Here is a 24,840-nt window from a genome sequence, read left to right as displayed (position 1 = left end):
CCCGTCGAGTTATCTTGCTTTATAGGCGACAGGGGAATGGGCGCATTAGAATTTGAACCTACCCTCACCATAACCCCATCTCGTTCCATAGAACTATCAAGTTTACTAGAAACGACTAAGCACTTATTGCAAAATAAAGAACAGTTTGAAGTTCATACTACTCATGATATGCAAGACGTTTTACTGGAGGTGCTTAAAATGGGGACTTCTGCTGGTGGAGCACGACCTAAAGCAATTATTGCCTACCACAAAACCAGCGGTGTGATTCGCTCTGGTCAAACCCGACAAGACCAAGGTTTTGAAAATTGGTTAATAAAATTCAATGGTGTCAGTGACAGTCAGTTCGGCTCGACTTACGGGTACGGCCGCGTGGAAATGGCCTATTACAAAATGGCCGTCGACGCCGGTATTGACAGGACGGAATGCCGATTAATTGAGGAAGAAGGACGTGCCCATTTTATGACCAAGCGCTTTAATCGTAGAGAGGGACACCGAAAACTCCACGTACAAACTTTTTGCGCATTGCAACATTACGACTTCAACCAAATTGCGAGCTACAGCTACGAGCAATTGTTCCAAACCATGCGCCTACTAAGACTTTCTTATGCGGAAGCCGAACAGCTGTATCGCAGAATGCTTTTCAATGTACTCGCTCGGAATTGCGACGACCACACCAAAAACTTTGCCTTTATAATGCACCCCAACGGCAAATGGAAATTAGCTCCCGCGTATGATATCTGCCATGCTTATCGCCCAGTTAGCGAGTGGGTAAGTCAACACAACTTAAGTATCAACGGAAAAAGAAAAGACTTTTCAAAACATGATTTGTTCGCCATTGCCAAACAAAACTCCATACGCAATCCGCAAGCGATTTTAGACGAAGTTTTGGAAACCATAAACCATTGGCCTACTTACGCCAAGATGTATGCAGTCGAAGAGAAGCTTGCCAAAGCAATCGACTTTACCCTTTTGCGCAACTGGTAAACACCGGCAGCTCATTTCAAAGTGATTTCTAGCTGCTGCGCTCGATTCCATCCTATATTTATCCTTAATTCGAATGCCTGCTAAACCGCATTAATTGCACCGGATTTTTGTAATCGCGGCTTTTAATCGGACACCAATCGGTCGTGCGATTAACAGGACGCCATTGATCAATAGCTCCTTACTACCTTCAAACAATCGCACTCTGAAATCTATGTTTTCACTGGATATTTCGCCTACCTCATCGCGTTCTTTGGAATCACTTTGAGAACATACCCTTATCACGGGTACTTCTTCTACGCTGTAAACCTAAACCCCAGTTTAAATTCACTCCTTTTTTAGCGGATGATTTGTTCTACAAAAAAACGACCAATAGCACAGCTACTGATCGTTTTAAGCAAGAAAAACAATGCTCTTTAATAAGGGTAAGCTAAAAAATTAATGTTGATGACCGCTGTGATCGTCCATCTTACCCGCTGTGCCTGTTGCTACATCTACAGTAAAGTCTGCCGTGTACAACTTTCCGTTAATTTGAAACTGTGCCCACATTCTATAGACACCCGACTTTTTGATAAGGGTTTGTGCATAAATGGGGAAACGCTTGTCGGATATGGGATGTATGTGAAGGAAATCTTTATCTTCCTTACCGATCATCACGATATGAGCCGTGGCGCCTAAATAGTTTTCAAAATCGGATTCCTGCAATTTCTTGCCGTTCTTCTCTACGGAAAACTGTAAATCTTGACTGCTGTTTGTCTTGAAGTCTGCGCCGTTGAGCAAGGTTATTTTATAGCCGTCTACCTCAGCGACCAATTTGGGCTTATAATCCATCTTTGACGCTAGCGTAGCCCCTGTGACTGCCACTTTTTGCCTATTAACCGCTCCTGGTAATCCAACCGGTTTGTAATCTGTAAATATCAAATAGTTTCCGCCATTGGGAAAGGTTTCGGCTACTGTATACGATCCGTCTTTTTGCTCCTGAGGATGAATGTGATCAAACCAGCTTAAATCCTCACTGACCAACAACAGATGCATTTTCATTTCATGGGCTTCCTCTAAAGGTACTGGCTTATCGGCAGCTGTAACAGCAATGGCAAGATTGGCGCTTTTTCCCGCCTCCAAAACCTCTGGTGTACTGCTAATCTTTACAGTCAATTCCGCAGCCGTTGGCTGGTCTACCGCTTGTAATGCCATGCCACATTGGCCGCATTTGTCTCCTTGTGCTCCGATTACCTCAGGGTGCATCGGGCAAGCGTATATTTCATCGTGATTCGCGTGTTGTGGTATTTTCATTTCAGAAGTATTTTCTTGGTTAGTGGTCTTGTTACAGGCGGTTAAGGTTGTTACTGCAACCGTCAACCCCAACAAGGTGTTTTTTATATTTTTCATAGGTCTGCTTTGTTAAAAGATAATTACAAGCGTTTTTTGTCAACTAAAGATAAATGATATCGCTTGAAAACACAGCGATATCATCTCTTTTTACTCGCTTACCGCTTCAATTTTAAAACCGGCTTTTAAAACGGTTTCCACAACCTCTTGTTCACTGATTCCGTTAGAAACCACAGTAAGCACTTTATATCTATCGGTAGTATCTACGTCCCATTGGCCTATACCCTCTACTTCGTTTAGAAAAGGAGTGACTTTAGATACACAGCTGCTGCAATTGATATTGGTCTTGAATTGAAATTTTTTATCTTCCATTTTTGTTTGTTTTTTTAATGTTTAACTACCTTACAAAGTTGCGACGATAAACTCCTTTTTTTCTTGTGTAATTTTGGGTTTGATTTGTAAGATTTACTGTATTTAATCTGCTTTTACAAATCCTTGACCCACACGTTTAAAAAGAAAACGACGTCATTTCCTCGGATAAGCTATAGAAGCATACCCTTTTAAGGTTTTCTTGTCTTAATGGAAAAAGCCGCAATGATTATTGCCACTACCCCCACCATGGCTGCTGCGAAAAAAGCGGTTTGAAACCCGCTGTTTAACGCGGCGGCTTCGGCCACACCCGTTGCGGCAGTTGCCGTGGTTTTTGCCGAAGCTATAGCGACGATAATCGCCAAGCCCAAAGCAGATCCCACCTGATAACTGGTATTGACCAAGCCCGAGGCCAGTCCGGTTTCTTCGGGTTTTGCCCCCGACATCGAAGCGATTGTGCCCGGTATATATGCCAGTGACATACCCAGAGCTCCCAAAAGCGAAGCCGGTAACACATGAATCCAAAACGTGCCGTCGGACGGAATAGTACTAAACAGCAACAAGGAAAGGGTTAAGGCGCTTAAACCGGCAATTAGATTGGTTTTAAATCCGAATTTGGCAACCAATTTCCCCGTTATTCCCACCATCAAAAACATGATGGCGATGGTCATGGGCAATAGGGCTAATCCGCTGTTAAAAGCCGAGTAGTTCAAGGTTTGTTGCAAATACAAGTTGAGGAAAAACCACAGTGGAATCCATGCCGCTGCCAATAAAGCCATCACTATATTTCCCGAAAGCAGATTGGGTCTTTTAAAGATGGACAAGGGCACTAAAGGATCGTTCTTTTGCTTTTGAACAAGGAGGAAAACCACAGACAGGAGCACGGACAGTAGCAATAAGCCAATGGTCTGCAGCGATTGCCATCCCGCAGCTTCTGCCGAAACGATAGCATATACGGCGATGACCAGTGCTAGCGTAGCCAAAACTGCCCCCAATACATCTACTTTTCCCTTTTGAGTAGTTCCTTTAAAAAGCAGCTTTTTACTAAAAATCAGCACCAGTATCCCCACGGGTATGTTGATCAGAAAAGTCCAGTGCCACGAAAGCCATTCGGTGATTGCACCACCGAGGAATACGCCCGCCGAACCACCGGCCGCCGCAGAAGCCCCCCAAAATCCCAAGGCTTTATGGAGCTCTTTGGAATCTTTAAAAGTTGCCAAGACCGACGTTAAGGCGGCGGGAGCAATCAATGCTGACCCCAAACCCTGTAAGGCCCGGCCTGCATTTAAGGCAGCCTCAGACCAAGCGAGGCCAGCCAGTAGCGAGGCTAAAGTGAGAACGACAAATCCCCACATAAAAACTTTTCGCGCACCGAATAAGTCCGATAAGCGTCCGCCTAACAATAAAAAGCCGCCAAATAAGATGACATACGCATTAAAGATCCATTGCAAGCCCACTTGGGAATAGCCCAAATCCACTTGTATGGCGGGTAGTGCTACTCCAATAATAGAGGTATCCATAATCACTATAAACTGAGCGGCACACAATAAAGCCAGCGTCATCCAGCGTTTTTTATGTAACTCACTGTTCACAGCAGCAGTTTTATTAGTTGTTTTCATATTTTAAATATCGATTTTTAGAGGTTATAAAGTCAGGAGTCCCGTTGCGGCTTGAAGTTGTATATCAAGCCTGCGCAATTGGTAGACCGCTGCGAGGTAATTAATTTTTGTTTGCGTTAGGGCCAATTCGGCATCGGTGAGTTCCAATCGCGAACTCAGCCCATTTTTAAAACGAGACTCGATCATGCGGTGGTTGACTTCCGCTGCCTTGACCGTGGTGGTTTGGATGTCCAATTGGGTGATTCCCTCTTTCCACTGGCTGACCAGTGTGGCTAATTCGGTTTTCACCACCGCTTGTAAATCGGTCAGTTGCAGCGCTTCTTGCTCCGCTTTAATTTTGGCTTGACGGATTTGAGAATGGGTGCGGTTGCCGTTAAAAATAGGTACATGGAGTTGTAAACCGACGAAAGAGGTGCTTGGCCATACATAGGCATCCAATTTTAAATCGTCGGACTGCGCCTGCAATTGGTATTGGCCAATCAGAGACAACTGCGGCCACCATGCCGCCTGAGCTACTTTAATTCTTCGATGCTGCAAGTCTATATTGAGTTTTTGCATGCTGATATCCCTGCGATGCTCCTCGGCCGACTGTAGGGCTTCCTCCAGTTGGTAATGCGTGCTAAATCGAATAGTGGGGTCTATTTCCAAGGAGTCTGTTAACAGCAGTTCTCCCGCTTCTTCCCATCCGATAAGCCTTTTTAAATCCATACCCGCTACTTCTATATTGTTTTTTAAATAGGAAACGGACGAATTCATCTGCGAAACGGCTATCGCACTGCGCAAAGTGTCCGTTTTTAAGTTGCGCCCTTGTGCAAACAAGGCACGCGCATCTTTTAAGGCGCTTTTGTTGCGCTCCACACTTTGTTCGAGTAAATCGAGCTGGCGATTCATCATCAGCATTTCCAAATAACGGGTAGAAACCTGCAGCGCGACCCGATTGTGCAAATCGGCGGTTTTTTCGCGTTCCAACTTTTCCTTAATCTTGGAGGCCTTGACCAATTGTTGAGCGCCTATGGCCACAATTGGTTGTTGTAGACTAACCACTCCATTATAGGTATTTCGTCCGCCTACCGCCACATCTTCGACCGGATTGGTCGTACCGGCAAAGAAACCCGGTAAAAAGATGACTTGTCGGTCAAAGTAATAGGAATATCCTAAGTTGGCCGCAATTTGAGGCATCAAATGACTCTTGGACTCTCGGAGCTGTTCCCGGGCTTGCTGTTCTTCAAGAACCTGCAGCTGTATGGTTTTATTGCCGTTTTTTGCGCGTCTCAAAGCCTGCTCCATCGTTAGTGTAGCACTTTGGGCATAGAGTGCCGCAGTGGCGCTGATCCAAAACAGCGCTGTTTTTATATAAGTGATTTTTGTTTGCATCTGTACTTATTTTTTAGGGTTACAAAACCGGGAGCTACCCCATATCAATCAAGAAAAGTGCGGTATCGATCTCCCAGGTTTTGTTTTAAAATAAATTTTTATTGGTTTAGCAACGGTTCTTCCGGCTCTTCTACCACCTCTTTACTAACCTTTGAACTGGCTAAATAAGAATATACCGCCGGTATGATAAACAGCGTTAGTATACCCGAAAAGACCAGTCCACCCGCTATTACGATTCCCAGGGATTGCCTGCTGTTTGCCGTAAGGGCAATGGGCAAGGCCCCAAATATCATGGCAAGAGAGGTCATCAGAATCGGACGGAAACGCTGTACGGCAGCTTGCACCACCGCCTCGTACTTAGAGAGTCCGGTTTCTTTTAAGTGATTGGCAAATTCTACGATAAGAATTCCATTTTTGGTAATGAGTCCGACCAGCGTAATGATACCGATTTGACTAAAGACATTTAAACTTTGATCAAACCAATACAGACTCACCAAGGCCCCCGCAACTGCCATAGGTACGGTAAGCATAATGGTTAGCGGATCGCGCAAGCTTCCGAATTGGGCCGCCAATATCATGTATATCAACACCAAGGCCAGTGCTAATGTAAAGGCTATATTCCCTTGACTCTCCACATAGTCGCGCGATTGTCCTGCCAGCGAGCTTTTAAAGTGCTCGCCCAACACTTGTTTTTTGATCAGTTCGATCTCCTCAATTCCCTCCGCAAGACTCACTCCTGGCGCCATAGCGGCCGAAACCGTAGCCGAAGTATACTGGTCGTAGCGGTAAATTGCGGCCGGACTCACGGCTTCTTCCATCGTAATTAAATTGGTCAGCGGTATCATAGCACCGGTTAAGGAGCGCACATAAATGGCATTTAAATCGCTGTTGTCGTTGCGGTGCTCGCGTTCCAATTGTCCGATTACTTCATATTGACGGTCGTTGCGCAGGTAATATCCGTACCGCTGTCCCGAAAACGAGAGTTGTAAAGTATGCGCTACTTCTTCCATAGACACGCCCATCAGTGCGGCTTTTTGACGGTCGATATTGATTTTTAATTCGGGTTTATTGATTTTGAGATCCGCATCGATAAACATCAGTTTTTTACTCTGTCGCGCTGCTGCTAAAAATTTGGGCAATACTGCTGTTAAACTGTCCAAGTTTTGCGATTGCAATACAAATTGAATCGGCATTCCCCCGCCATAGCGACTTCCAATGGTTGGTGGCAGATACGGAAACAATAAAAAGCCTCTAAAATCTGCTGATGCCGCTCCATACTGATTGTACAAATCCTGAATACTCGATTTTCTCTCTTTGGGATTTTTTAAATAAATACTTTGTACCGCCACATTGACCGGTGCTGGAGCGGGAATAAAGGAAATCGCCACCATGGAATAGGTTTGGTACAATCCGTCTGTCGAATTATTGACGTATTCCCCTACTTCGGTCATGTGTTTTTTCATATAATCAAAAGAAACACCTTCAGGAGCAATGGCAATAAGACTCATATTGGAACGGTCTTCAACCGGTGCTAGTTCCGAAGGCAATTGCTGTCCTATGAAATAAATCAACACCGCCATAGCTGCTAAAAACACCCAAGAGAGCCATCTCACTTTCATAAATGCCAGCAATACATAAGCATAGCCGTTGTTTAATCGAACAAAAAAGGGTTCGGTTACCCGATAAAACCAACCGGGTCTTTCCTTTTTCTTTAAAAAGTAAGCGCTTAACATCGGGGTTAATGTGACTGCGACAAAAGCCGATACCAAAACCGAACCCGAAACTACGACGGCAAACTCCTTAAACAATTGCCCGCTGATACCTCCCATAAAAACAATTGGCAAAAACACGGCTGCCAAGGTGATGGTCGTTGACATCACGGCAAAATAAATCTCTTTCGACCCCTTGAATGCCGCTTGTATTGGCGTCATGCCTTCTTCTATTTTTTTGTAGATGTTTTCCAGCACCACTATGGCATCGTCGACGACCAGTCCAATGGATAAGACCAATCCCAATAGCGTTAAGATATTGATGGAAAAACCGGCGATATACATGATAAAAAAGGCAGAGAGTATCGATACGGGAATCGCTATGACGGGAATGATCGTCGAGCGCCAGTCTCTCAGAAATAGAAAAATGATGAGCACCACCAAACCGAAAGCGATAAACAGGGTTTCCTCGACCTCTGCAATAGAATCCCGCACGGATTGCGTAAAGTCAAAACCGACGATTAGGCGGTAATCTGACGGGATATCGTTGCGCAACTGATCGAGTCGTCTGTAAAATTCGTCGACTACTTCGATGGCATTTGCGCCCCGTTGAATTTGGATGGCCACACCGATGCCGACCCGATTGAGGTTATCGGTACCGTTGATAATGGCGGTTCGTTCATTGACTTCTCCCAACTCGGCCGAACCGATATCCCGCAGTCGAATCACCGTGGCACCGACTTGTTTGATGATCATTTGCTCAAAATCCTCGGCAGTCGTCAAACGTCCCATGGTACGAATACTCAATTCGTTGTTGGCCCCTTCGATTCTACCGGCGGGTAAATCGATATTTTCTCGATTTAAGGCTTGCCGAATGTCTGCTGGAGTCAATTGGTAGGCGGCGAGTTTGGCGGGTTCAAACCGCAGTCGCATCGCGTATTTGTGTTCGCCCACTATGGCTACATTGTTAATACCCGGTATGGATTGTATGCGGTCTTTAATGGTGGTTGATGCCAGATGACTGACTTCTTTGATGTCTTTCGTATCGCTCTCTACTTCGAGGAAGGCCACGAGGTTATCGGGCGACGAGGCTTTTTGAACTATAGGCGGATCGACATCGGTAGGAAGTTGTTTTCTCGATTTGGCCACTTTGTCTCGAACGTCGTTGAGCGCGTCTTCAATGTTGACCTCGCGGTTAAACTCTATGGAGATCACACTCACCTGTTCGCGAGATTCGGACGAAATGGTTCGAATACCGTTGGCTTCTGCTATGGATTCTTCCATGGGTTTAGTCAGCTTTGATGCAATAACATCGGGACTGGCACCGGCATAAAAAGTCACCACCGAAATCACAGGCGGTTCGGTTAACGGAAATTCTCGAATTCCCAATTGCTTCCACCCTACGATTCCCAGAATCACAATCAAGAGGGAAAACACGCCGGCCAAAACCGGCTTTTTTATACTTAAAGCTGATATACTCATATTGCTGTAATTTGAAATTGATTAATTAGACCCCACCGCCTTCACGGGTGTACCGTCGGCAATACGCAGCATATTGGAGACAATAATGCTGTCGCCTGCGCTGAGTCCAGACGTGATAATGGCCTCTTTTTCCGTGCGGTTACTGATGGTTACGGCAGTGATTTTGGCCTGTCCATCATTAATAATAAAAACCGAATAGCCCTTATCTCCTGGAGCCAAAGCCTCCGTAGGGACTAAAATTCCCTTGGCATCCTGCGGGCTCACCGCAAAATATACCTTGGCCGACAAACCAGCCCGAAAATGCCCATCGGTATTCGCTGTAATGGCTTGTACTTGCAAGCTTCTGCCTTGGGCATCTAAGCCGGGTTCGGTTGCCGTGATGGTTGCCGAGTGCTGCTGGTCTGACAGCTCCGAGGTAAAGCGTATTTTTTGTCCCATTTTTATGAGAGAGACGTATTTTTCCGATATGGAAAACAGGATTTTAACACTGCTTTGGTCTTGCAAAACCACCAGTTCCATACCCGGAGAAACGTAGGCACCAAGATGTACCTTGGAAATGCCTATCTTCCCGGAAAAGGGCGCTCTAATAACAGTTTTTTCCAAATCCACCCGCAGCAGCTCTTGCTGGGCTTCTAAAGAGCGCAAACGCATCAAAGCCTCATCGTGCTCCTGAGGTCTTACGGTTTCTGTTTTTAACAAAGCGCTTAAACGGTCTTTTGTCAAGCGAGCCAATTCCAATTCCGCTTGGATTTGCTTGAGTCGCGACCGGATATCGGCATCGTTGAGCTTGTAAAGCACAGCACCTTGACTGACAAAACTGCCGTCTTTAAACGCGACTTGCGTAATTTTCTGAGGCAATTCGCTCACGATAGCCACCTCGCGATACGGCATTAACGTACCCACCACGGCTTCCTCTTGGGCAAGCGGCTCTTCTTTTGCCACGATAACATCTACGGGCAGTTGTGCTACAGCAGCAGCAGCGGTTTCTCCTTGTGGTTCTTCGGTTTTGTTGGAACAAGCAACGAATAAGATGCTCCATAACGGAATGGCAATTCCCAATTTCTGTATTGTCGATTTGTATAACATAAGCTTGTATTTAATGAGGTAATAAACGATTAAGACTCAAGTTCAAAAGTAGCCTAGCCGCTGCTCTTCTATTATATAGAATTACCGATAAGAGTTGTGGAATTTACGTCGGATTACGCGTGAGAATGCAATTGATAGCATACCGACTGCAACGTCGATTGCAAGTGCTCAATGACCGATACCGTGCCTTTTATCACCGGACGGTTTTTGAAGTAAGCCGTTATTGCTCGAACAGGCTAGAAGGTGGAGGATTTTAAAAAAAAACATCTAATAACCGCGGTACGCGGTCATCGAATATCCAGAAATAGTCGCCGTTAATGCACAAAAAAAGTCCGGTGTATCACCGAACGTTTACTCGGTTTGCGAACTACAAACCGGGCAGTGCATAATCAACAAGCAGGGAATTTTAATGTTATACAAAGTAATTGGAAGGCTCCATTTGTCAAAATAGAACGGTGGTTTTTCAACACAGCGAGAGCAGATGTGCTAGGGCTTGTCGACCACGGAGAGCGTTGGTCTACTATAAAAAATCTTTCATCACCGCCAGCTTATCTCGGCGAATTTGTTTGTAATACGAGGAGGTAAAACCGCTGTATTTCTTCAGTTGATTGGACAAATACGCCGGACTGCTGTAGCCTAGGGCATAGGCAATATCCGATAGCGATTGGTCGGTATACACCAAAAACTCTTTGACCTTTTCAATTTTCTGGGCGATGATAAACTTTTCTAAGGTCGCGCCTTCGACAGTCGAAAACAAGGCGCTCAACGAATCGTAATCGCGGTGGAGTTCCTTGCTAATTAGGGTTGAAAACTTAAGGGGTTCTCCGGTATCAACGCGTCTTTGAATACCGCTTTGTACCACGCTTTTTATGCGCTCCACTATTTTTTCTTCTTTGCTGTACAACAAATCGAAACCGTTTTTTTGCAGCATCGCGCGAATCAAAGGTTCGTCTACCGAAGGCCCTTTGACCACCACTTCGCCTAAGCGTATGTCGACCACGGCCAAACCGAGCTTGGGAAATTCATCTGTCAACACGTAAATACACCTGTCGCAGACCATACCTTTGATGAGTAGTTTCATTTTTATCATTTGGATTTAATAGCTGTATGATGCGTTCAAAATTCGCTTTAATCTCCTTTTGTGCATTTGTGTTATTACCGATTTGATTTGTAAAATTTAAGCGCGCTGTGCTTTTATAGCCTTATCTATTATTAGCTGGGCGATTCCGGCGGTTGCCCTATTCCAAGTTACGGCTGAAACAGCAAACAAAGGCGACCTCCAAATCGGAGATCGCCCTAATTGTTTAACCGTAGTTTTCTTTACTTTTCAGTGTCATCTCATACCCTTTTGGAAAATCCAAAATACACTAGCCCAAACTGATTGACACCTCCTGATTCATCGGATAACTTTGACAAAGCAGCACTATACCCTCTGCAATATCTCTTTCGGTGAGGGTGTGGTTGTTGACCATGTGCACTTCGCCGTCCGTTTTAACGGCCCAACACACGCCACAGGTTCCGTTTTTACACGAACTCGGGACTTTGATGTTGTGGTTTTGCATCGCTTCTAAAAGCGATTGGCCGCCCGACACTTCGATTAGCGACGTGCATTGGTAGGTATGCAATTCATCGTTGAAATACGTATCGTCCATATAGTGCACCAATACGTCTTTGACGATTCCGTCGTCGGATATAACCGCTGGTGTTTTCGGAATCGCAGTGGAATCAAAAAACTCCGTGTGTATGTTTTCCGGGGAAACGCCAAGACTGCGCAATACGCTTACGTACAAGTCGATGAGCCCGACTGGGCCACATAGATAATAATGCGCATCGCTTAAATGTGCTTGCTGTTGGTCGAGTAGCGAAGACAACGCGGTTTTCGAAAATCGACCCGCGGTATATCGGCTGTCCACAGCGCTAAAATCCGGAGCGCTAAACGCGTAATGAGCCGCAAGTTTCCCCGCGGCTACAAGGTTTTCCAACGCTTCCAAAAAAATGGTTTCCTCGGGCGATTTATTCGCGTAAATCAACAGCGGCACTACTGATTGTGCGGTACTGCTTTTTAACATCGAATACAAGGGCGATATACCACTGCCTCCTGCCAATAAAACCACTTGCCGCTTCTGCGCTACGGCTTGGTCGAGATAAAAGGTTCCAAAGGGACCATCGATTTCCCATAAATCAATCTGCTCTGCGTGACTCCACAAATAATTGCTCATCTTTCCTCCTGCCACGCACTTGATCGTTATCGACGGAAAGGCATCGGCGGGTTGGGAGCTAAAGGAATAGGATCGGATTACTAACGTTTCGTCAATCACACACCGCAGGTTGAGGTACTGCCCTGGCAAAAACGAAATGGGCTGTTCTCCCGTATCGAAATAGATGCTCAGGCTATCCGCTGTTTCTCTTACAATTTTATGCGTGGTCCATCGGTATTTCTTCATCGTTATTTGGTCGTACAACAGGCAGGTGATTCATTTGCTGGATCTTGGTTTTCCGACGGATTCACCGTATATCCCGCCTGTTCAATCGCATTGATTACAATGACGCGCGATTGCTCGTTGGCTACTGTAAAAGACAGTTTTCCCGCTTCTACACGCTCAACGCTAATCCCCTCAATGTCTTTGATGGCATTCGTAACTCTCATCTGGCAATGCGCACTTTGCATGTCCGGAATATTCAAGGTTGTATTTTTCATATCGTTTGATTTTTATACTACAAATATCCGCAAGTTGCGGGGGGTAGTTGTTGTGCTATTTCTGGTTTGATTTGTGAAATTTACTGATTGATTAATTGATTGACGGCCTTGAACTCGAAGAAGCTGGCTTTTGACACTGCTCATACTTCACCAACCGCGGCTGTACCCATATGGTCGTGGCGGTTTGAAGTCTGGATCTTTCAACTTTCATTTCCAATCGACCAATCAAATGCTTGAAATGATTTAATCGCCTTTTTTAATCGGCATAAAAAAACGACGGCTGCTACAAAAAAAACGACGGTTCCATATCCTGGAAACCGCCGTTTAACAAACGCATCAAAAGTTTTTTATTAGTGTATAGCAGCGGGGGAATTTTTGACTGCCCACTTGCTCATTCACCTTTACCGACTATAGTCTTATTTTTTCCATTTCAAGCGCAAGCTGTTGCTCACCACACTAACACTACTCAATGCCATAGCAGCTCCAGCTATCATCGGATCCAAGAGGAAACCGTTGATTGGATAAAGGATTCCCGCGGCCAACGGAATGCCAATCAGGTTGTAGATAAACGCCCAGAACAAGTTTTGCTTAATGGTGGCAACGGTTTGTTTGGACAGGCGAATCGCCTGTGGAATCTTGGTTAAATCGGACGAAATAATCGTCATTTTGGCCACATCCATCGCTATATCGCTCCCCTTACCCATCGCTATACTTACATCGGCGGTAGCCAATGCGGTACTGTCATTAATTCCATCTCCTACCATGGCAACGATTTTGCCCTGTTGCTGTAGTTCCTTTACAAAATCGGCTTTGTGTTGCGGCAATACTTCTGCTTTGTAATGCAAGATACCGGTTTGTTCGGCAATGGCTTTGGCCGTCGCTTCGTTGTCGCCTGTAAGCATATAGAGCTCAATACCCATTTCTTGCATCTCTTTAATCGCCTGAACCGAAGTTTCCTTAATCTGATCGGAAATGGCGATCACGGCTAAGGCGTACTCCTGATTTGAAAACCATATTACGGTTTTGGATTGGCTGCCCCACGCATCGGCTTGTTGCTGTAATGAAGCATCAATGCTGATGTCGTTTTCCGCCAATAACTTTTTATTGCCCACAAAATAGGTAGTGTCTTGGTATGCTGCCTTGGCCCCTTTACCGGTAATGCTGTCAAACAAGGTTAAAGGCGTAGTGGCTACCCCGTCTAAATGTTTTACGACGGCTTCTGCCAACGGGTGTTCCGATTGTTTTTCAATGCTCAATAAGACGGTTTGGGTGCTGTGGTCATCGTTCAGCCATTTTACTCCGGTTACTTGGGGTCTACCTTCGGTGATGGTTCCGGTTTTATCCAGTACAATAGCCGTTACTTTCTTTGCCAGCTCCAAGCTCTCGGCATCTTTAATCAGTATACCGTTTTCAGCTCCTTTGCCCACTCCGACCATAATAGCCGTTGGTGTAGCCAGTCCCAAGGCACACGGACACGCAATAACCAACACGGTTACCGCCGCCAGCAGTCCTTGTACTACCGCGTTTTCACCACCGAGTACCAACCACATTACAAAAGTAAAAAGCGCTATTGCAATGACTACCGGTACAAATATTCCGGCAATTTTATCGACCAGTTTCTGAACGGGTGCTTTACTGCCTTGGGCATCTTGCACCATCTTGATGATTTGCGCCAACATGGTTTCCTTACCCACCTTAACCGCTTCAAACTGAAAACTGCCCTTTTGGTTGATGGTTCCCGCAAAAACTTTTTCGCCTTTGCTCTTTAATACCGGAACCGGTTCGCCGCTTAACATGCTTTCGTCTACATAAGAATTTCCAGCTGTAACCATGCCGTCTACCGCAATTTTTTCACCTGGTTTTACCAAGATGACATCGCCTGCATTAACGTCTTCAATCGGCAGCTGCTTTTCGGTTCCATCTGCCAAAATCACCAGCACGGTTTTGGGTTGTAAGCCCATTAATTTTTTAATTGCCGTAGACGTATTTCCCTTGGCCTTTTCCTCGAGTAACTTACCCAAAAGTATAAAGGCCATAATAACGGCTGCCGCTTCGAAATACACATGTGCATGTAAGCCGCGTTGGTGCCAAAAATCGGCAAACAGCATATTGAATACACTAAACAAATACGCGATTCCCGTGCTCAAAGCCACTAGGGTATCCATATTGGCCGAGCGGTTTTTAGTTTGTTTCCACGCGTTGATAAAGAAGTCTTTTCCCAACCACAGTACTACTGGAGTCGAAAACAACCACATGATTTCGTTGCCGTAAGGCATGTCCATAAAAAACATCCCAATCGCAAACACCGGAAGCGAAAGGATTACCGCCCATATCGTTTTGCTCTTCAGCTTTCTGAATTTCTCTTCGTGTATGGCTTCCAGGGATTCCTGTTGTTTGTTTTCATCTACAATTAGCAGGTCGTAACCCACTGCCTGAACGGCTTTTTGCAGTTTGGAGGCATCGGTGATATTCGGAAGGTATTCGACGGTTAGATTGCCCGTAGCAAAGTTTACCGAGGCACTAATCACACCGGCTTCGTAAGTGACGATACTCTCGGCACTACCGGCACAAGAGGCACACGTCATTCCCAGTACGGGAAAAGTGTTTTTTACTGTGGGAACGCCATAACCCAAGTCTTTAATCGCTTTTACAGCAGATCCTATGGTTTCGTTGTTAGCAACGGTTAGCGCTGCCCTGCGGTTATTGATTTCTACCTTTTGACTTTCAACACCTTTTACTTGTGCCAACCCCTTTTCGACGATTAAAGCACAGTGCTCGCTGTCGACGTCTTCTAAGGGAATGTATACGATTTCTTTGTTGTTCGTTGTCGCCATAATTGTATTGCTTTATTTACAGTACAAATTTGGCGCTTAAAACGAAGGGAGTTGTTGTGTAATTATGGGATTGATTTGTAAGATTTACTTACACCTTGTCCAGGGGTTTGCGCTTTTCATCGCGAATTTGTTTAAAATGACTCGGAGTTAATCCGGTTACTTTTTTGAATTGATTGCTCAAATACGCCACACTGGAATAGTTTAGTCTATGGGCAATTTCACTTAACGACAGCTCGTCATAGACCAAGAGTTCCTTGATTTTTTCGACTTTCTGTGCTATAAAATACTTTTCTATCGTAATGCCTTCCACATCTGAAAACAAATTGGACAGGTAGTTATAATCGTGTTGCAGTTTACCGCTCAATATATCGGACAGGTTGCTCTTGACATCGTTGTCTTGATAATGCACGACATCGATAATGACGTTTTTTATCTGCTCGATGATGCGACTCTTTTTATCGTCGATTACTTGAAAGCCCAGCGGTACTAAAGCCGTTTCCAAAGCCGTGCGCTGTTGTGCCGTTAATTCTTCTTCTAGGGTAACTTCGCCCAAAGTCATGTTTTTTACGACCAATCCCAACTTGTCCATTTCGCTTTGAACAACGAGGATGCAACGGTTACAGACCATGTTTTTTATAAATAAGGTGCTCATATTGGTTTTGTTTTATAAATGAATGGGCTAAATAGCGTTGACAAAACTACGATTAAAATAGAGTTTTTTTATAACAGCGGCGATTTCTGTGAAAATAAATCAGTTCCTCCTCCTCTCGAAGTACTGTATAAAAGATGCCATCTCCTGCGATTTTTCCCCTCTCATCGCGAAAAAATATAAAAAGCTAGCGGAATCAAAGAAGCGATTGGAAATGGTATACAGGCTGTACTAACGGCTTAATTCTGTGCTCTTCGCTGTAATTTTCAATACACTATCAATAAGACATTGGCATTCCTGATGGTTGTCGGTAAATTACAGTTAGCTCGCCGTTTATTGATCGCTTATACGGTATGCTTATCCTCCTCAAATACTTTTCAACCCAAGTAGGCCGCCTCATAAAAATGACCGATTAACCGACAAACTGTGTGTTTAACCGCTGCAAAACAAGGATAGCCTGCACTTGCTCTATCGCCCGTTACTTCCTGCATTGCCTAGCTTGTAGCTCCAGTCGTGTCCGTTGCACGCAAAGCGTTCTTCCGCTGACGTCTTAACCCGATTTCCAATCGAGGAATGCTGTAAAGTTTCGAGATCAAAATTGGATTACATCAATCGATTAAAAACAAAAAAACCGTTCCCCTTAGCGGTAAAACGGTATTTTTTTCGTATATTAATAGTTGGTGCTTTACACGGGCTCTTTTATTGTAAAATCTTCGCAATTTCTATAAATCCCATTTTTTGGGCATGCTGTAAAGCCGTTATCCCCTCTCGATCTGGAATGTTTAGATCCGCTCCCGCATCCTTTAGAATTTGTACGATCTGTTGGAATGGCGCACTGCCATCACCCAACACCACGGCTTCCATCAAGGCGGTCCATTGCAGTCGGTTGATGTGGTTGATTGGATAATTTGGGGTGTTTGCCAGCAAGCGCACAGTAGCGACATGTCCGCGTTCACAGGCGGGAATCAAGGCTGTACCGTTATAGCGGTTAAACATGTCAAAGCGCGCGCCGTGGTTGAGGTACAATTGTACCAATTCCGTTTGACCACTGGCTCCGGCATAGAGAAATGCACTGTCTAAATTCGTTGCTTGCTGATTGACATCGGCGCCGTATTTAAGCAGCAGTTCCGCCATTTCAATTCCGCTGTTATGCGTCGCTATGAGCAGTAATGATCGTTTTTCTCGATCGGTGGTATTGGCATCCGCTCCAGCTTGTAAGGCTCTGCTCACGGCGGCTACGTCGTTGCTTTGTACGGATTTTAAAATTTCTTGGTCGGTCATAACTGCGGTGTTTTTAGAGGGATTCGCGGTACAATTCCACAGCGCGAAAGTCGACAGGAGTACACCTATTAAAAGGATTTTTTTCATGCTCTTCAAATTGTTGTCGCCCTCGTTCTTATACTGCGGACTTCAATAGTTATCCCCTAAGATAGGTTTTTCTTTTTAAACGCGCTTTGCAAAAGCAAGTCAATTATGCTATTCAATGTTGTAATATATAAACCATCTAATATTTCGGGTTGAATTATATAGGGCTCCTTTTTTAATCCGCTAGGCATGCTTTCTTGTTCAACGGCAAAAAATGTGGTCATCACAAATAGAAAAGTACATATTGTTCGCAAATTGATAAAGTGTTTTCTATTGGGGTGAGAAAAAATTACTTAGGGAAATACTTCTCCTCAGAGTGCAGTACCATAGAAAATTCGGTTCGAGCTGATGCATACGAATTCTCAGCTAGTTAGTTCTGATTCACTGATTACATGTGCATATAGGTGTCGGTCTTTCTAAGACGCTGCGCAACAGCTATTTTTTTAGTTTAATTTGATAGTTTAATTGTACGACCCTATAATTCCACAAGGTCAGGGTTTGTATGGCCGTAACCTCATCGCCATTTGCACGCACCACTAATGTATCTCGAAATGAGGCGACAAACTGCGTCCAATAGCCCCCTTTGGAATCTTGTACGAGAAAATAGAAACCGGCATCGCCAATTCTTTGACCAGAAGATGTCAAAATCAATTCTCCAGTTTCGCTTACACGAGGCGTCATTATAACCGTTGCATTGCCATGCGGCAACGGAAAAACAGCCTTAATACCAATTTTCCCTGAAGGCAAAGTACAAGTTCCATATATACCCGAATACATGACTCGATTCGAAATCGTATTCGTTCGCAACCAAATCGTGTGCTTTACCACTTGGGTTGTCGAATCTAAAAGAGTGATGATTTCGCTTTTTAAGGAATTGGAATCTCGATTCTGATTAATAGGTAGGTTTAATTGGTTAATGCGGTTGCTAAACAGTTTGTTTAGAAGAATTCCGAAAAATTTAAAAAAAGGATTCCACTTGACGCTGAGGCTTAGTTGATAGTCCGAAGTGTTTTTATAGAAATCAATCACGGGTTTGGGCAGTAGTGCCAATTCTGCATCTGATAGCCCCAATTGTTCCATCGACTGAATCAATCCATGCGTTTTTACATTTCGTTGAATGGTCAGGTTTTCCCTTGCAGCTAGTTGATGGATAAATTCCTCACCTATGCCATTTTTACTTCCAAAGGGACCAATTAACCAGGGGAAATCAGCGGTTTTAAATTGGATTCCCCGTATAATGACGACCTGTTGCGTAAACCAATCTTGAAATTGCTGCTTGGAAACTGCTGCGTTCATGTTAGTCGTTTTTTGTCAAGTTGTCCATAATGTTGGTCTGTCCATTCCACGCTCCAAATTCGGCCAGGGGTTTAAATCGCAATGTGGTAAACTCCCAATTGAAATCCTTTCGGTTTCGTTCTTTCATGGCTACTTGATGCCGTTTGGGCTGTGCAACAGCACTGTGTCCCTGCACCATATCCGTCATCGCTTTTTGCGACTTCCAAATCGAAAAAGTAGAAACGATATTGGGCAAGCGTATGGATGCGGTAGCTAACAGGGTTTCGGGATGGTCTCGAACCAGTTTTTCCACTGGTCTTCCCCAATGAATAAATCTCGGCACTGCAAATAACCTCAAACGTGCTAAGGTAACTGCCACCACGGTAGTATTCAAAGGGTCCACTTCCAATACCTCATCAACGATTTGAAAACCGCTAATTTTCCCCCATTGCCGCAAAAAGCGCAAACGCGTATGCCATCCTGTTGCTAGAATCTGACCAAAGGAATTGTCGGCTAGAAAGTTATCTAGAGCCACTTCGTCTTCCCATTGCGCAAATACGGCCAATTGATTGGGCAGTATTCGAGACGGGGAAAAAACCGCTGCTCCCAATACCATAGATCTCATACATTCGGCATGTATTAAGCCCGGAATATTTTCTGATTTCATCGGAAACAAAACCGCTTTTAGAGCAGAAATATAGGAGGTTTTAACGAGATGGTAAGTAAATATACTCATGTTTTTACTTGATTAAATAAATGCCCCGTTCTGAATTCCAAACCAATTTGTCGCGGTTGGCCGTCCAAAAATTTAACCACCATGTAGCATTTTTTGTCTCATCCATTTCATCATCCCCAAACAACATGCCTAAATACGCATAGGTATAGGTATCTGGATTGCAAAAACTGGCAGGATTGCCCTTAACTGCTGGCATTTGCTCTAAACCATAAACCGTATCTAGGCATCTGCTAGTAATTGAATCTTTTGCTGGATTAGCTTGTAAAGAAACCACCAGAGCATGTACGGCCTGTAAGCTACAAATTTCCGGAATTTTAGCCCCCTGATATACCGCTGCTGTGTATTGATCTACTGGTTGATCGGCCAAATAACTTGACCACTTTTTTTGCAGTAGCTCCAAATCCTCTTTAGTGGAATCTGGAGTCACATAACCGAAGTTTTTATTCGTCAGGTTTTGCAAAATTTGATTTGCTCTTCCCGAAACGGTAAACAGGTCATTATCCATTACCAAGCCTTTGCCTTCAAAAACAATGTCGTTAGTGGTTATTCGCTCCCAAATAATCAGTCTATTGGTACCCTGAAGTTTTGTTACAGTGTTATCGGTTAATTGCCTGGTTAGTGCACTTAAATAGTCCTTGTCTTTCAAATAATTATTCAATGAGGCGTTTAGCGTTAAAAAAACAGCACTCCAACTTTGATCAGTTAAATTTTTCTGGACCAACTCCTGAGCTGTTAGTTTTTGAGCCTCATCATACATCGCTTTGGTATAATTCTCAATATTTTGCTGGCTCCAAGAAGCCAATACTTTTTGAGAATATGAAATTTCATAAGAGAATACCAACACTAGTATAGGGATAAGTTTTTTCATCTTTATAGCTTTATACACATTCTTGATTTAAATTTACCCATTTACAAATCCATTGTCCGCTTACATTGATATACAATCGGATGTAGGATGTGATTTCATCAATCTCTTCGACATAAGTAAAAACGTCAAAAACAGCGTCGTTATTAAGGTCGTAACCCGTGCCTTTAATAATTTTGCCATCTCCCGTTGTCAAGGTAGTATTGCTGCTCTTAATCTTAAAACTTTCATGGTATGGCAAAACCACTAAACTCGGTGTGTGGGTCGATTCAGCCCCGGTCAATTTGTCCGTGCTTTTAAAGAATACATTCGGAAAGATCGAAGTTCCTACACATTCGGTAATTTCCATTAAATGCCAATAATCTACCGGCGCTTTATAACTTATGTCGTTAAACCAAAGCAAGGCATTAGACGGCTGGTCCCAAGCCACCTTTGTTCCCTTAAAATAGGAATCCGCCGCTGCTCCTGATTCAACTTTGCTTTGCGGGTTTAGCTGTAATAGAAATTCCAACATAGAAAGATCGTCGTCCCAAGAAAAAGGAATGCCTTGTCCGCTAAGTTGTACCAACCCCACATAATAGGCATGCTCATTGTCCGTTGTAAAAAACGAAGACGTCATCGATTTTAAGGAAGGGTTTTTCCGCTTCCACTTCTGATCCACCTTTTTCTGTAGCCCTTGAATCAACGTTTTGGGGGTATGCTGCACATTAATCGGCTGTCGCTGCCCTAAAGTAGGGTATGAAAGGCTGAGTAAAAAGGCCGTTATAACAAGTGTATGTTTCAAATTGGAAGAAGTTTAATGGTTGTAAAAACGGATCGTATACCTCAGCAAAAAAATCAAAAAAAAGCTCCTTTGAGCCGCGGCATATAATATCTTATAAATGTAAATATAATTGTGTAGCAATCCCTAAATTGACCTTGAATTTCCAAACAAAAAAGGAATGCCTAAATTCCTACGCATTTAGACATTCCTCATATTCGATTGAAAATATATTATTCGAGAGTAACCTTGTTAGAGCTTGTTTAGAAAACCTAAATAAGGGGGTACACTTTTTTCAATCCACTCTTTTGTACTGTTCAACTCCATGCCGTAGTAGGCAAAGAACGGTCTGTAGTCGGCTTTTACATATTTAAAAGTCAACTCAAAAGGACGGAGTAATTCTGCCAAAGTATAATTGTATTTTTCCGTTGCATTGTATTCGTGTTCGTCTATCCCAACGGACAAAAGCAATGCGATTTTCTTTCCACCTACCTTATAACCGCTTTTACTGCCATAAGCCCAACCATAGGTTAAGACTTCATCCAACCATTTCTTGAAAAGAGGTGGACAATTGAACCAGTAAAAAGGGAACTGGAACACTATTTTATCGTATTGTTCTATCAGTTGTTGTTCTGCTTCAATATCTATTTTTTCATCGGGATATACCTTATGCAATTGATGGACGTAGTATTTATCAGGATTTTTGTTCAGTTCCTCAACCCACCTTTTGTTCATTACGGAACTATCCATATCGGGATGGATAATAACTACCAGTGTTTTCATATTGTAATCGTTTTCAACGATATAATTTTTGTTAATTAATTCGATGCATCCAAATTTGCATAGACTACGTTCTTGTATACTGTTTCCAAATCATGATAGGAGGTAGGAAAATATTCCTGCGTAAAGACCAATCCAATGATATTTTCTTTTGGGTCAGCCCAATAATGCGTGTTGAATGCACCTCCCCAAGAAAACGTACCTACGCTTGGAGATCTTGCAAATTTATTTTCTTCTGTCACTAACTCAAACCCCAATCCGAAACGGAAATCGGGGTCACCTTGTGAAATTACCTGTTGTGAAAGTTGATTGGTGGTCATCAGCTCAACGGTTTTTGTCCCTAAAATCCGTTTTCCGTCATAAGTCCCTTTGTTCAACATCAGCTGTAAGAATTTTGCATAATCAGCTGTCGTAGACGACAAACCTGCTCCACCAGACAGATAGATTCCGTCTTCCATTGGATAATTCGCGCTACTGTTTTCGTAAATTGAATGCTCGACTTTTGAAAATCCTTTAACTGATTTTTCGGAAACTGTCACTAAACGGCTGGCTTTACCTTGTGGAAGTTTAAACTGTGTATCATTCATCTGCAAAGGCTTAAATAGATTTATACGGAAAAAATCGTCCAATGGAACTCCGCTGACAACTTCTACCAAATATCCCAAAACATCCGTATTCAAACCATAAGTGAAAGCTGTATTGGGTTGGTGTCGTAAGGGCTGTGTGGCCAGTAATTCTATTTTTTCTTTTAATAGACCTTTACTCCCAATGCCTGTTACTGCTCCTGCCTTTGCATAGATTGCCTGCATTCTTACATCATGGGATATTATCGGATAATCTATCCCCGAGGTATGGCGCAGCAAATCCCTAAGGGTAATTTCTCTTTGTAAAGGGACGGTTGTATAACTGCTATCAGCAGAGTTGAATTTGTCAAGCACCTGTGTATTTATGAACTGCGGAATGTATTTTGAAATGGGGTCGTCCAGTAAGATTTTTCCCTGCTCCCAAAGCATCATTACAGCTACACTTGTTATCGCTTTGGTCTGCGAAGCGATACGAAAAATGTTGTTTGATTGTAATGGTTGTTTGGTTTCAACATCGGCATAGCCAAAGGCTTTGTCGTATAAAACTTCGCCGTCTTTTAGCACTAGAATATTGATACCGGCAACCTCTTGGGAGCTTACCAACCGAGCGGATAAATCGTCAATGCTTTTTTCAAGTTTAGCGTTTTGCGCAAAGCCATTAAGTGTTATTACACAAGCGATTATAGATAATATTTGTCTGTACATTTTTTTTGATTTTAAAATTACACTACAAAATTACATCAGTAAACATCTATTTCTTACCTTAACAACCGATTGTATGATACTAACAAATATGTGAGTATGAGTAAAATAAAAGAGAGTTCTGTCCACTACGAGAATAAGCAGCAATTAGGCTCGGAATGCGCACAGATTTATGCGACAAACATAATTGGCGGACAATGGACACTGGCTATCTGTTGCCATTTAGCAAAAGGAAAACTTCGTTTCGGAGAATTGAAAAAATGCATTCCAAATATCACCGAGCGTATGCTCACGCTACAACTCCGTAAAATGGAAGAAAACAAACTTATAACCCGAACGGTTTATGCAGAAGTACCTCCCCGTGTAGAATATGAGCTGACCGAAAGTGCCGTTCGGCTTGTTCCAGTATTGGAACAGTTGGAAGATTGGGGAATTAACCACAGGGCGTTTCAGCACAACATAAAATAGATAGAACTCATAAAAATTATGCCATATCCATTGGGGTGAAGTATAAAAGATAAGGTGAACTTTTTATAAAAATTAACCCTGCTGCTCCAAATGCTGTAAATCAGGGTCATTTTTTATCCGCTCCAATTCTATTCAATAACTTGTACAATGTCTCGTCTTAGCTGTTTGTAATTGATTTCTTTTTCCTGTTTCACAGTATCTCCTCCATATTCATCAGTAAAGGATAAGTATCAGCTATCTTTTGATTGATTGCCTGCGCTGCGGCATCCTAAAGGGGAGATTCGACAAAAAGCAACTTAGCGCTAGGCGCGCTAACTCTTTTTTTATGCCCTATCACGGCGCTTAAGCAAGCTTGCGGTGGGTATAAAATAATGGAGCAGGATTGCCTGAGCTGCGCTGCGGCATCCTAAAGGGGGGATTCGACAAAAAAGCAACTTAGCGCTAGGCGCGCTAACTCTTTTTTTATGCGCGATCACGGCGCTTAAGCAAGCTTGCGGTGGGTATAAAACAATGGAGCAGGATTGCCTGCGCTGCGCTGCGGCATCCTAAAGGGAGATTTGACAAAAAAGCAACTTAGCGCTAGGCGCGCTAACTCTTTTTTTATGCGCTATCACGGCGCTTAAGCAAGCTTGCGGTGGGTATAAAACAATGGAGCAGGATTGCCTGCGCTGCGCTGCGGCATCCTAAAGGGAGATTTGACAAAAAAGCAACTTAGCGCTAGGCGCGCTAACTCTTTTTTTATGCCCTATCACGGATCATTCTCAAAAGTTGTGTGTGAATTAAAAAAAACTTCCGATTTTTGCAAAAAAAAGAGATACTGTGGACAACTATGTAGAGTTACTTAAATTGATATTACCCGAATTCTTAGTAGAGCATTTTGATTTGGTAAAAACCACCAAGCAAGCAGAAATTATGCATCTTTATTTTGAAGAGCGCAATGTTGTTCCCATAGAGCATCAGGACCTTATCTTGGTTGCTCACGGTTTCCACAACGAAACCACCATACAAGACTTTCCCTTGCGAGGAAACAGTGTTTATCTTCACGTGAAACGCCGAAGATGGCTTGAGAAGGAATCTCGCAAATTAGTGCAAAGAGACTGGGAATTAGTAGCTAAGGGAACTCGTATGACAACAGAGTTCGCTTCTTTTTTAAAAGAAATTAATCGATACTAAGA

21 protein-coding genes are annotated in these 24,840 nt (G+C 43.5%); 3 read left to right on the top strand and 18 right to left on the bottom strand.

The features are described from left to right. Positions 1 to 36 precede the first annotated feature (36 nt). Positions 37 to 984 (top strand): type II toxin-antitoxin system HipA family toxin, encoded by a 948-nt coding sequence (locus ACQZ43_RS08870; protein ID WP_430615640.1) that lies wholly within the window; start codon positions 37 to 39, stop codon positions 982 to 984. Positions 985 to 1,419: 435 nt separating this feature from the next. On the opposite strand, the gene ACQZ43_RS08865 is transcribed toward ACQZ43_RS08870, so the two are convergent. The 18 genes from ACQZ43_RS08865 to ACQZ43_RS08780 form a co-directional block, all read right to left on the bottom strand. Continuing rightward, the gene (locus tag ACQZ43_RS08865; protein WP_430611791.1) at positions 1,420 to 2,370 is read right to left on the bottom strand and encodes a heavy metal-binding domain-containing protein; all 951 of its coding nucleotides are present in this window, start codon (positions 2,368 to 2,370) and stop codon (positions 1,420 to 1,422) included. A gap of 90 nt (positions 2,371 to 2,460) precedes the next feature. Then, positions 2,461 to 2,682 (bottom strand): heavy-metal-associated domain-containing protein, encoded by a 222-nt coding sequence (locus tag ACQZ43_RS08860; protein ID WP_430611789.1) that lies wholly within the window; start codon positions 2,680 to 2,682, stop codon positions 2,461 to 2,463. Positions 2,683 to 2,870: 188 nt separating this feature from the next. Beyond that, complete coding sequence (locus ACQZ43_RS08855; RefSeq protein WP_430611787.1) at positions 2,871 to 4,298, bottom strand: MFS transporter; 1,428 nt, start codon at positions 4,296 to 4,298, stop codon at positions 2,871 to 2,873. A gap of 24 nt (positions 4,299 to 4,322) precedes the next feature. Then, positions 4,323 to 5,672 (bottom strand): TolC family protein, encoded by a 1,350-nt coding sequence (locus tag ACQZ43_RS08850; protein ID WP_430611785.1) that lies wholly within the window; start codon positions 5,670 to 5,672, stop codon positions 4,323 to 4,325. 98 nt (positions 5,673 to 5,770) lie between these two features. After that, positions 5,771 to 8,863: an efflux RND transporter permease subunit gene (locus ACQZ43_RS08845; RefSeq protein ID WP_430611783.1), complete on the bottom strand. Its 3,093-nt coding sequence runs from the start codon at positions 8,861 to 8,863 to the stop codon at positions 5,771 to 5,773. 21 nt (positions 8,864 to 8,884) lie between these two features. Further along, on the bottom strand, positions 8,885 to 9,949 hold the full coding sequence (locus ACQZ43_RS08840; RefSeq protein ID WP_430611781.1) for an efflux RND transporter periplasmic adaptor subunit: 1,065 nt from the start codon (positions 9,947 to 9,949) through the stop codon (positions 8,885 to 8,887). A gap of 520 nt (positions 9,950 to 10,469) precedes the next feature. Then, the gene (locus ACQZ43_RS08835; protein WP_430611779.1) at positions 10,470 to 11,030 is read right to left on the bottom strand and encodes a helix-turn-helix domain-containing protein; all 561 of its coding nucleotides are present in this window, start codon (positions 11,028 to 11,030) and stop codon (positions 10,470 to 10,472) included. Between the two features lie 286 nt (positions 11,031 to 11,316). Then, entirely contained in the window at positions 11,317 to 12,393 is a 1,077-nt protein-coding gene (locus ACQZ43_RS08830; protein ID WP_430611777.1) for an FAD-binding oxidoreductase, read from the bottom strand. 2 nt (positions 12,394 to 12,395) lie between these two features. Next, positions 12,396 to 12,647 carry a heavy-metal-associated domain-containing protein gene (locus tag ACQZ43_RS08825; RefSeq protein ID WP_430611775.1) on the bottom strand — a complete coding sequence of 84 codons (252 nt, stop codon included), beginning with the start codon at positions 12,645 to 12,647 and terminating at the stop codon, positions 12,396 to 12,398. A gap of 416 nt (positions 12,648 to 13,063) precedes the next feature. Then, positions 13,064 to 15,481 (bottom strand): heavy metal translocating P-type ATPase, encoded by a 2,418-nt coding sequence (locus ACQZ43_RS08820; protein WP_430611773.1) that lies wholly within the window; start codon positions 15,479 to 15,481, stop codon positions 13,064 to 13,066. A gap of 88 nt (positions 15,482 to 15,569) precedes the next feature. After that, positions 15,570 to 16,133: a helix-turn-helix domain-containing protein gene (locus ACQZ43_RS08815; protein WP_430611771.1), complete on the bottom strand. Its 564-nt coding sequence runs from the start codon at positions 16,131 to 16,133 to the stop codon at positions 15,570 to 15,572. A gap of 696 nt (positions 16,134 to 16,829) precedes the next feature. Then, the gene (locus ACQZ43_RS08810) at positions 16,830 to 17,498 is read right to left on the bottom strand and encodes an ankyrin repeat domain-containing protein (RefSeq protein ID WP_430611769.1); all 669 of its coding nucleotides are present in this window, start codon (positions 17,496 to 17,498) and stop codon (positions 16,830 to 16,832) included. Between the two features lie 432 nt (positions 17,499 to 17,930). Then, positions 17,931 to 18,791 carry a hypothetical protein gene (locus ACQZ43_RS08805; RefSeq protein WP_430611767.1) on the bottom strand — a complete coding sequence of 287 codons (861 nt, stop codon included), beginning with the start codon at positions 18,789 to 18,791 and terminating at the stop codon, positions 17,931 to 17,933. A 1-nt stretch (position 18,792) separates the two neighbouring features. Continuing rightward, positions 18,793 to 19,506 carry a hypothetical protein gene (locus tag ACQZ43_RS08800; protein ID WP_430611765.1) on the bottom strand — a complete coding sequence of 238 codons (714 nt, stop codon included), beginning with the start codon at positions 19,504 to 19,506 and terminating at the stop codon, positions 18,793 to 18,795. Positions 19,507 to 19,510: 4 nt separating this feature from the next. Next, on the bottom strand, positions 19,511 to 20,374 hold the full coding sequence (locus ACQZ43_RS08795) for a hypothetical protein (protein WP_430611763.1): 864 nt from the start codon (positions 20,372 to 20,374) through the stop codon (positions 19,511 to 19,513). 10 nt (positions 20,375 to 20,384) lie between these two features. Then, a complete protein-coding gene (locus ACQZ43_RS08790) occupies positions 20,385 to 21,155 on the bottom strand; it encodes a hypothetical protein (RefSeq protein ID WP_430611761.1) in 771 nt (256 codons plus the stop codon). A 228-nt stretch (positions 21,156 to 21,383) separates the two neighbouring features. Next, a complete protein-coding gene (locus ACQZ43_RS08785) occupies positions 21,384 to 21,914 on the bottom strand; it encodes an NAD(P)H-dependent oxidoreductase (RefSeq protein WP_430611759.1) in 531 nt (176 codons plus the stop codon). A 35-nt stretch (positions 21,915 to 21,949) separates the two neighbouring features. Continuing rightward, the gene (locus ACQZ43_RS08780) at positions 21,950 to 23,200 is read right to left on the bottom strand and encodes a serine hydrolase domain-containing protein (RefSeq protein WP_430611757.1); all 1,251 of its coding nucleotides are present in this window, start codon (positions 23,198 to 23,200) and stop codon (positions 21,950 to 21,952) included. Between the two features lie 96 nt (positions 23,201 to 23,296). On the opposite strand from ACQZ43_RS08780, the gene ACQZ43_RS08775 reads away from it, so the two are divergent. Next, on the top strand, positions 23,297 to 23,665 hold the full coding sequence (locus ACQZ43_RS08775) for a winged helix-turn-helix transcriptional regulator (protein WP_430611755.1): 369 nt from the start codon (positions 23,297 to 23,299) through the stop codon (positions 23,663 to 23,665). Between the two features lie 819 nt (positions 23,666 to 24,484). Next, positions 24,485 to 24,838 (top strand): ISAon1 family transposase N-terminal region protein, encoded by a 354-nt coding sequence (locus tag ACQZ43_RS08770; RefSeq protein WP_430611753.1) that lies wholly within the window; start codon positions 24,485 to 24,487, stop codon positions 24,836 to 24,838. Positions 24,839 to 24,840 lie beyond the last annotated feature (2 nt).

Source organism: Flavobacterium sp. JP2137 (genome assembly GCF_050562195.1).
Lineage (GTDB): Bacteria > Bacteroidota > Bacteroidia > Flavobacteriales > Flavobacteriaceae > Flavobacterium.
The sequence above is the reverse complement of the archived record's forward strand: the minus strand, read 5'-3'. Positions and strand labels throughout refer to the sequence as shown.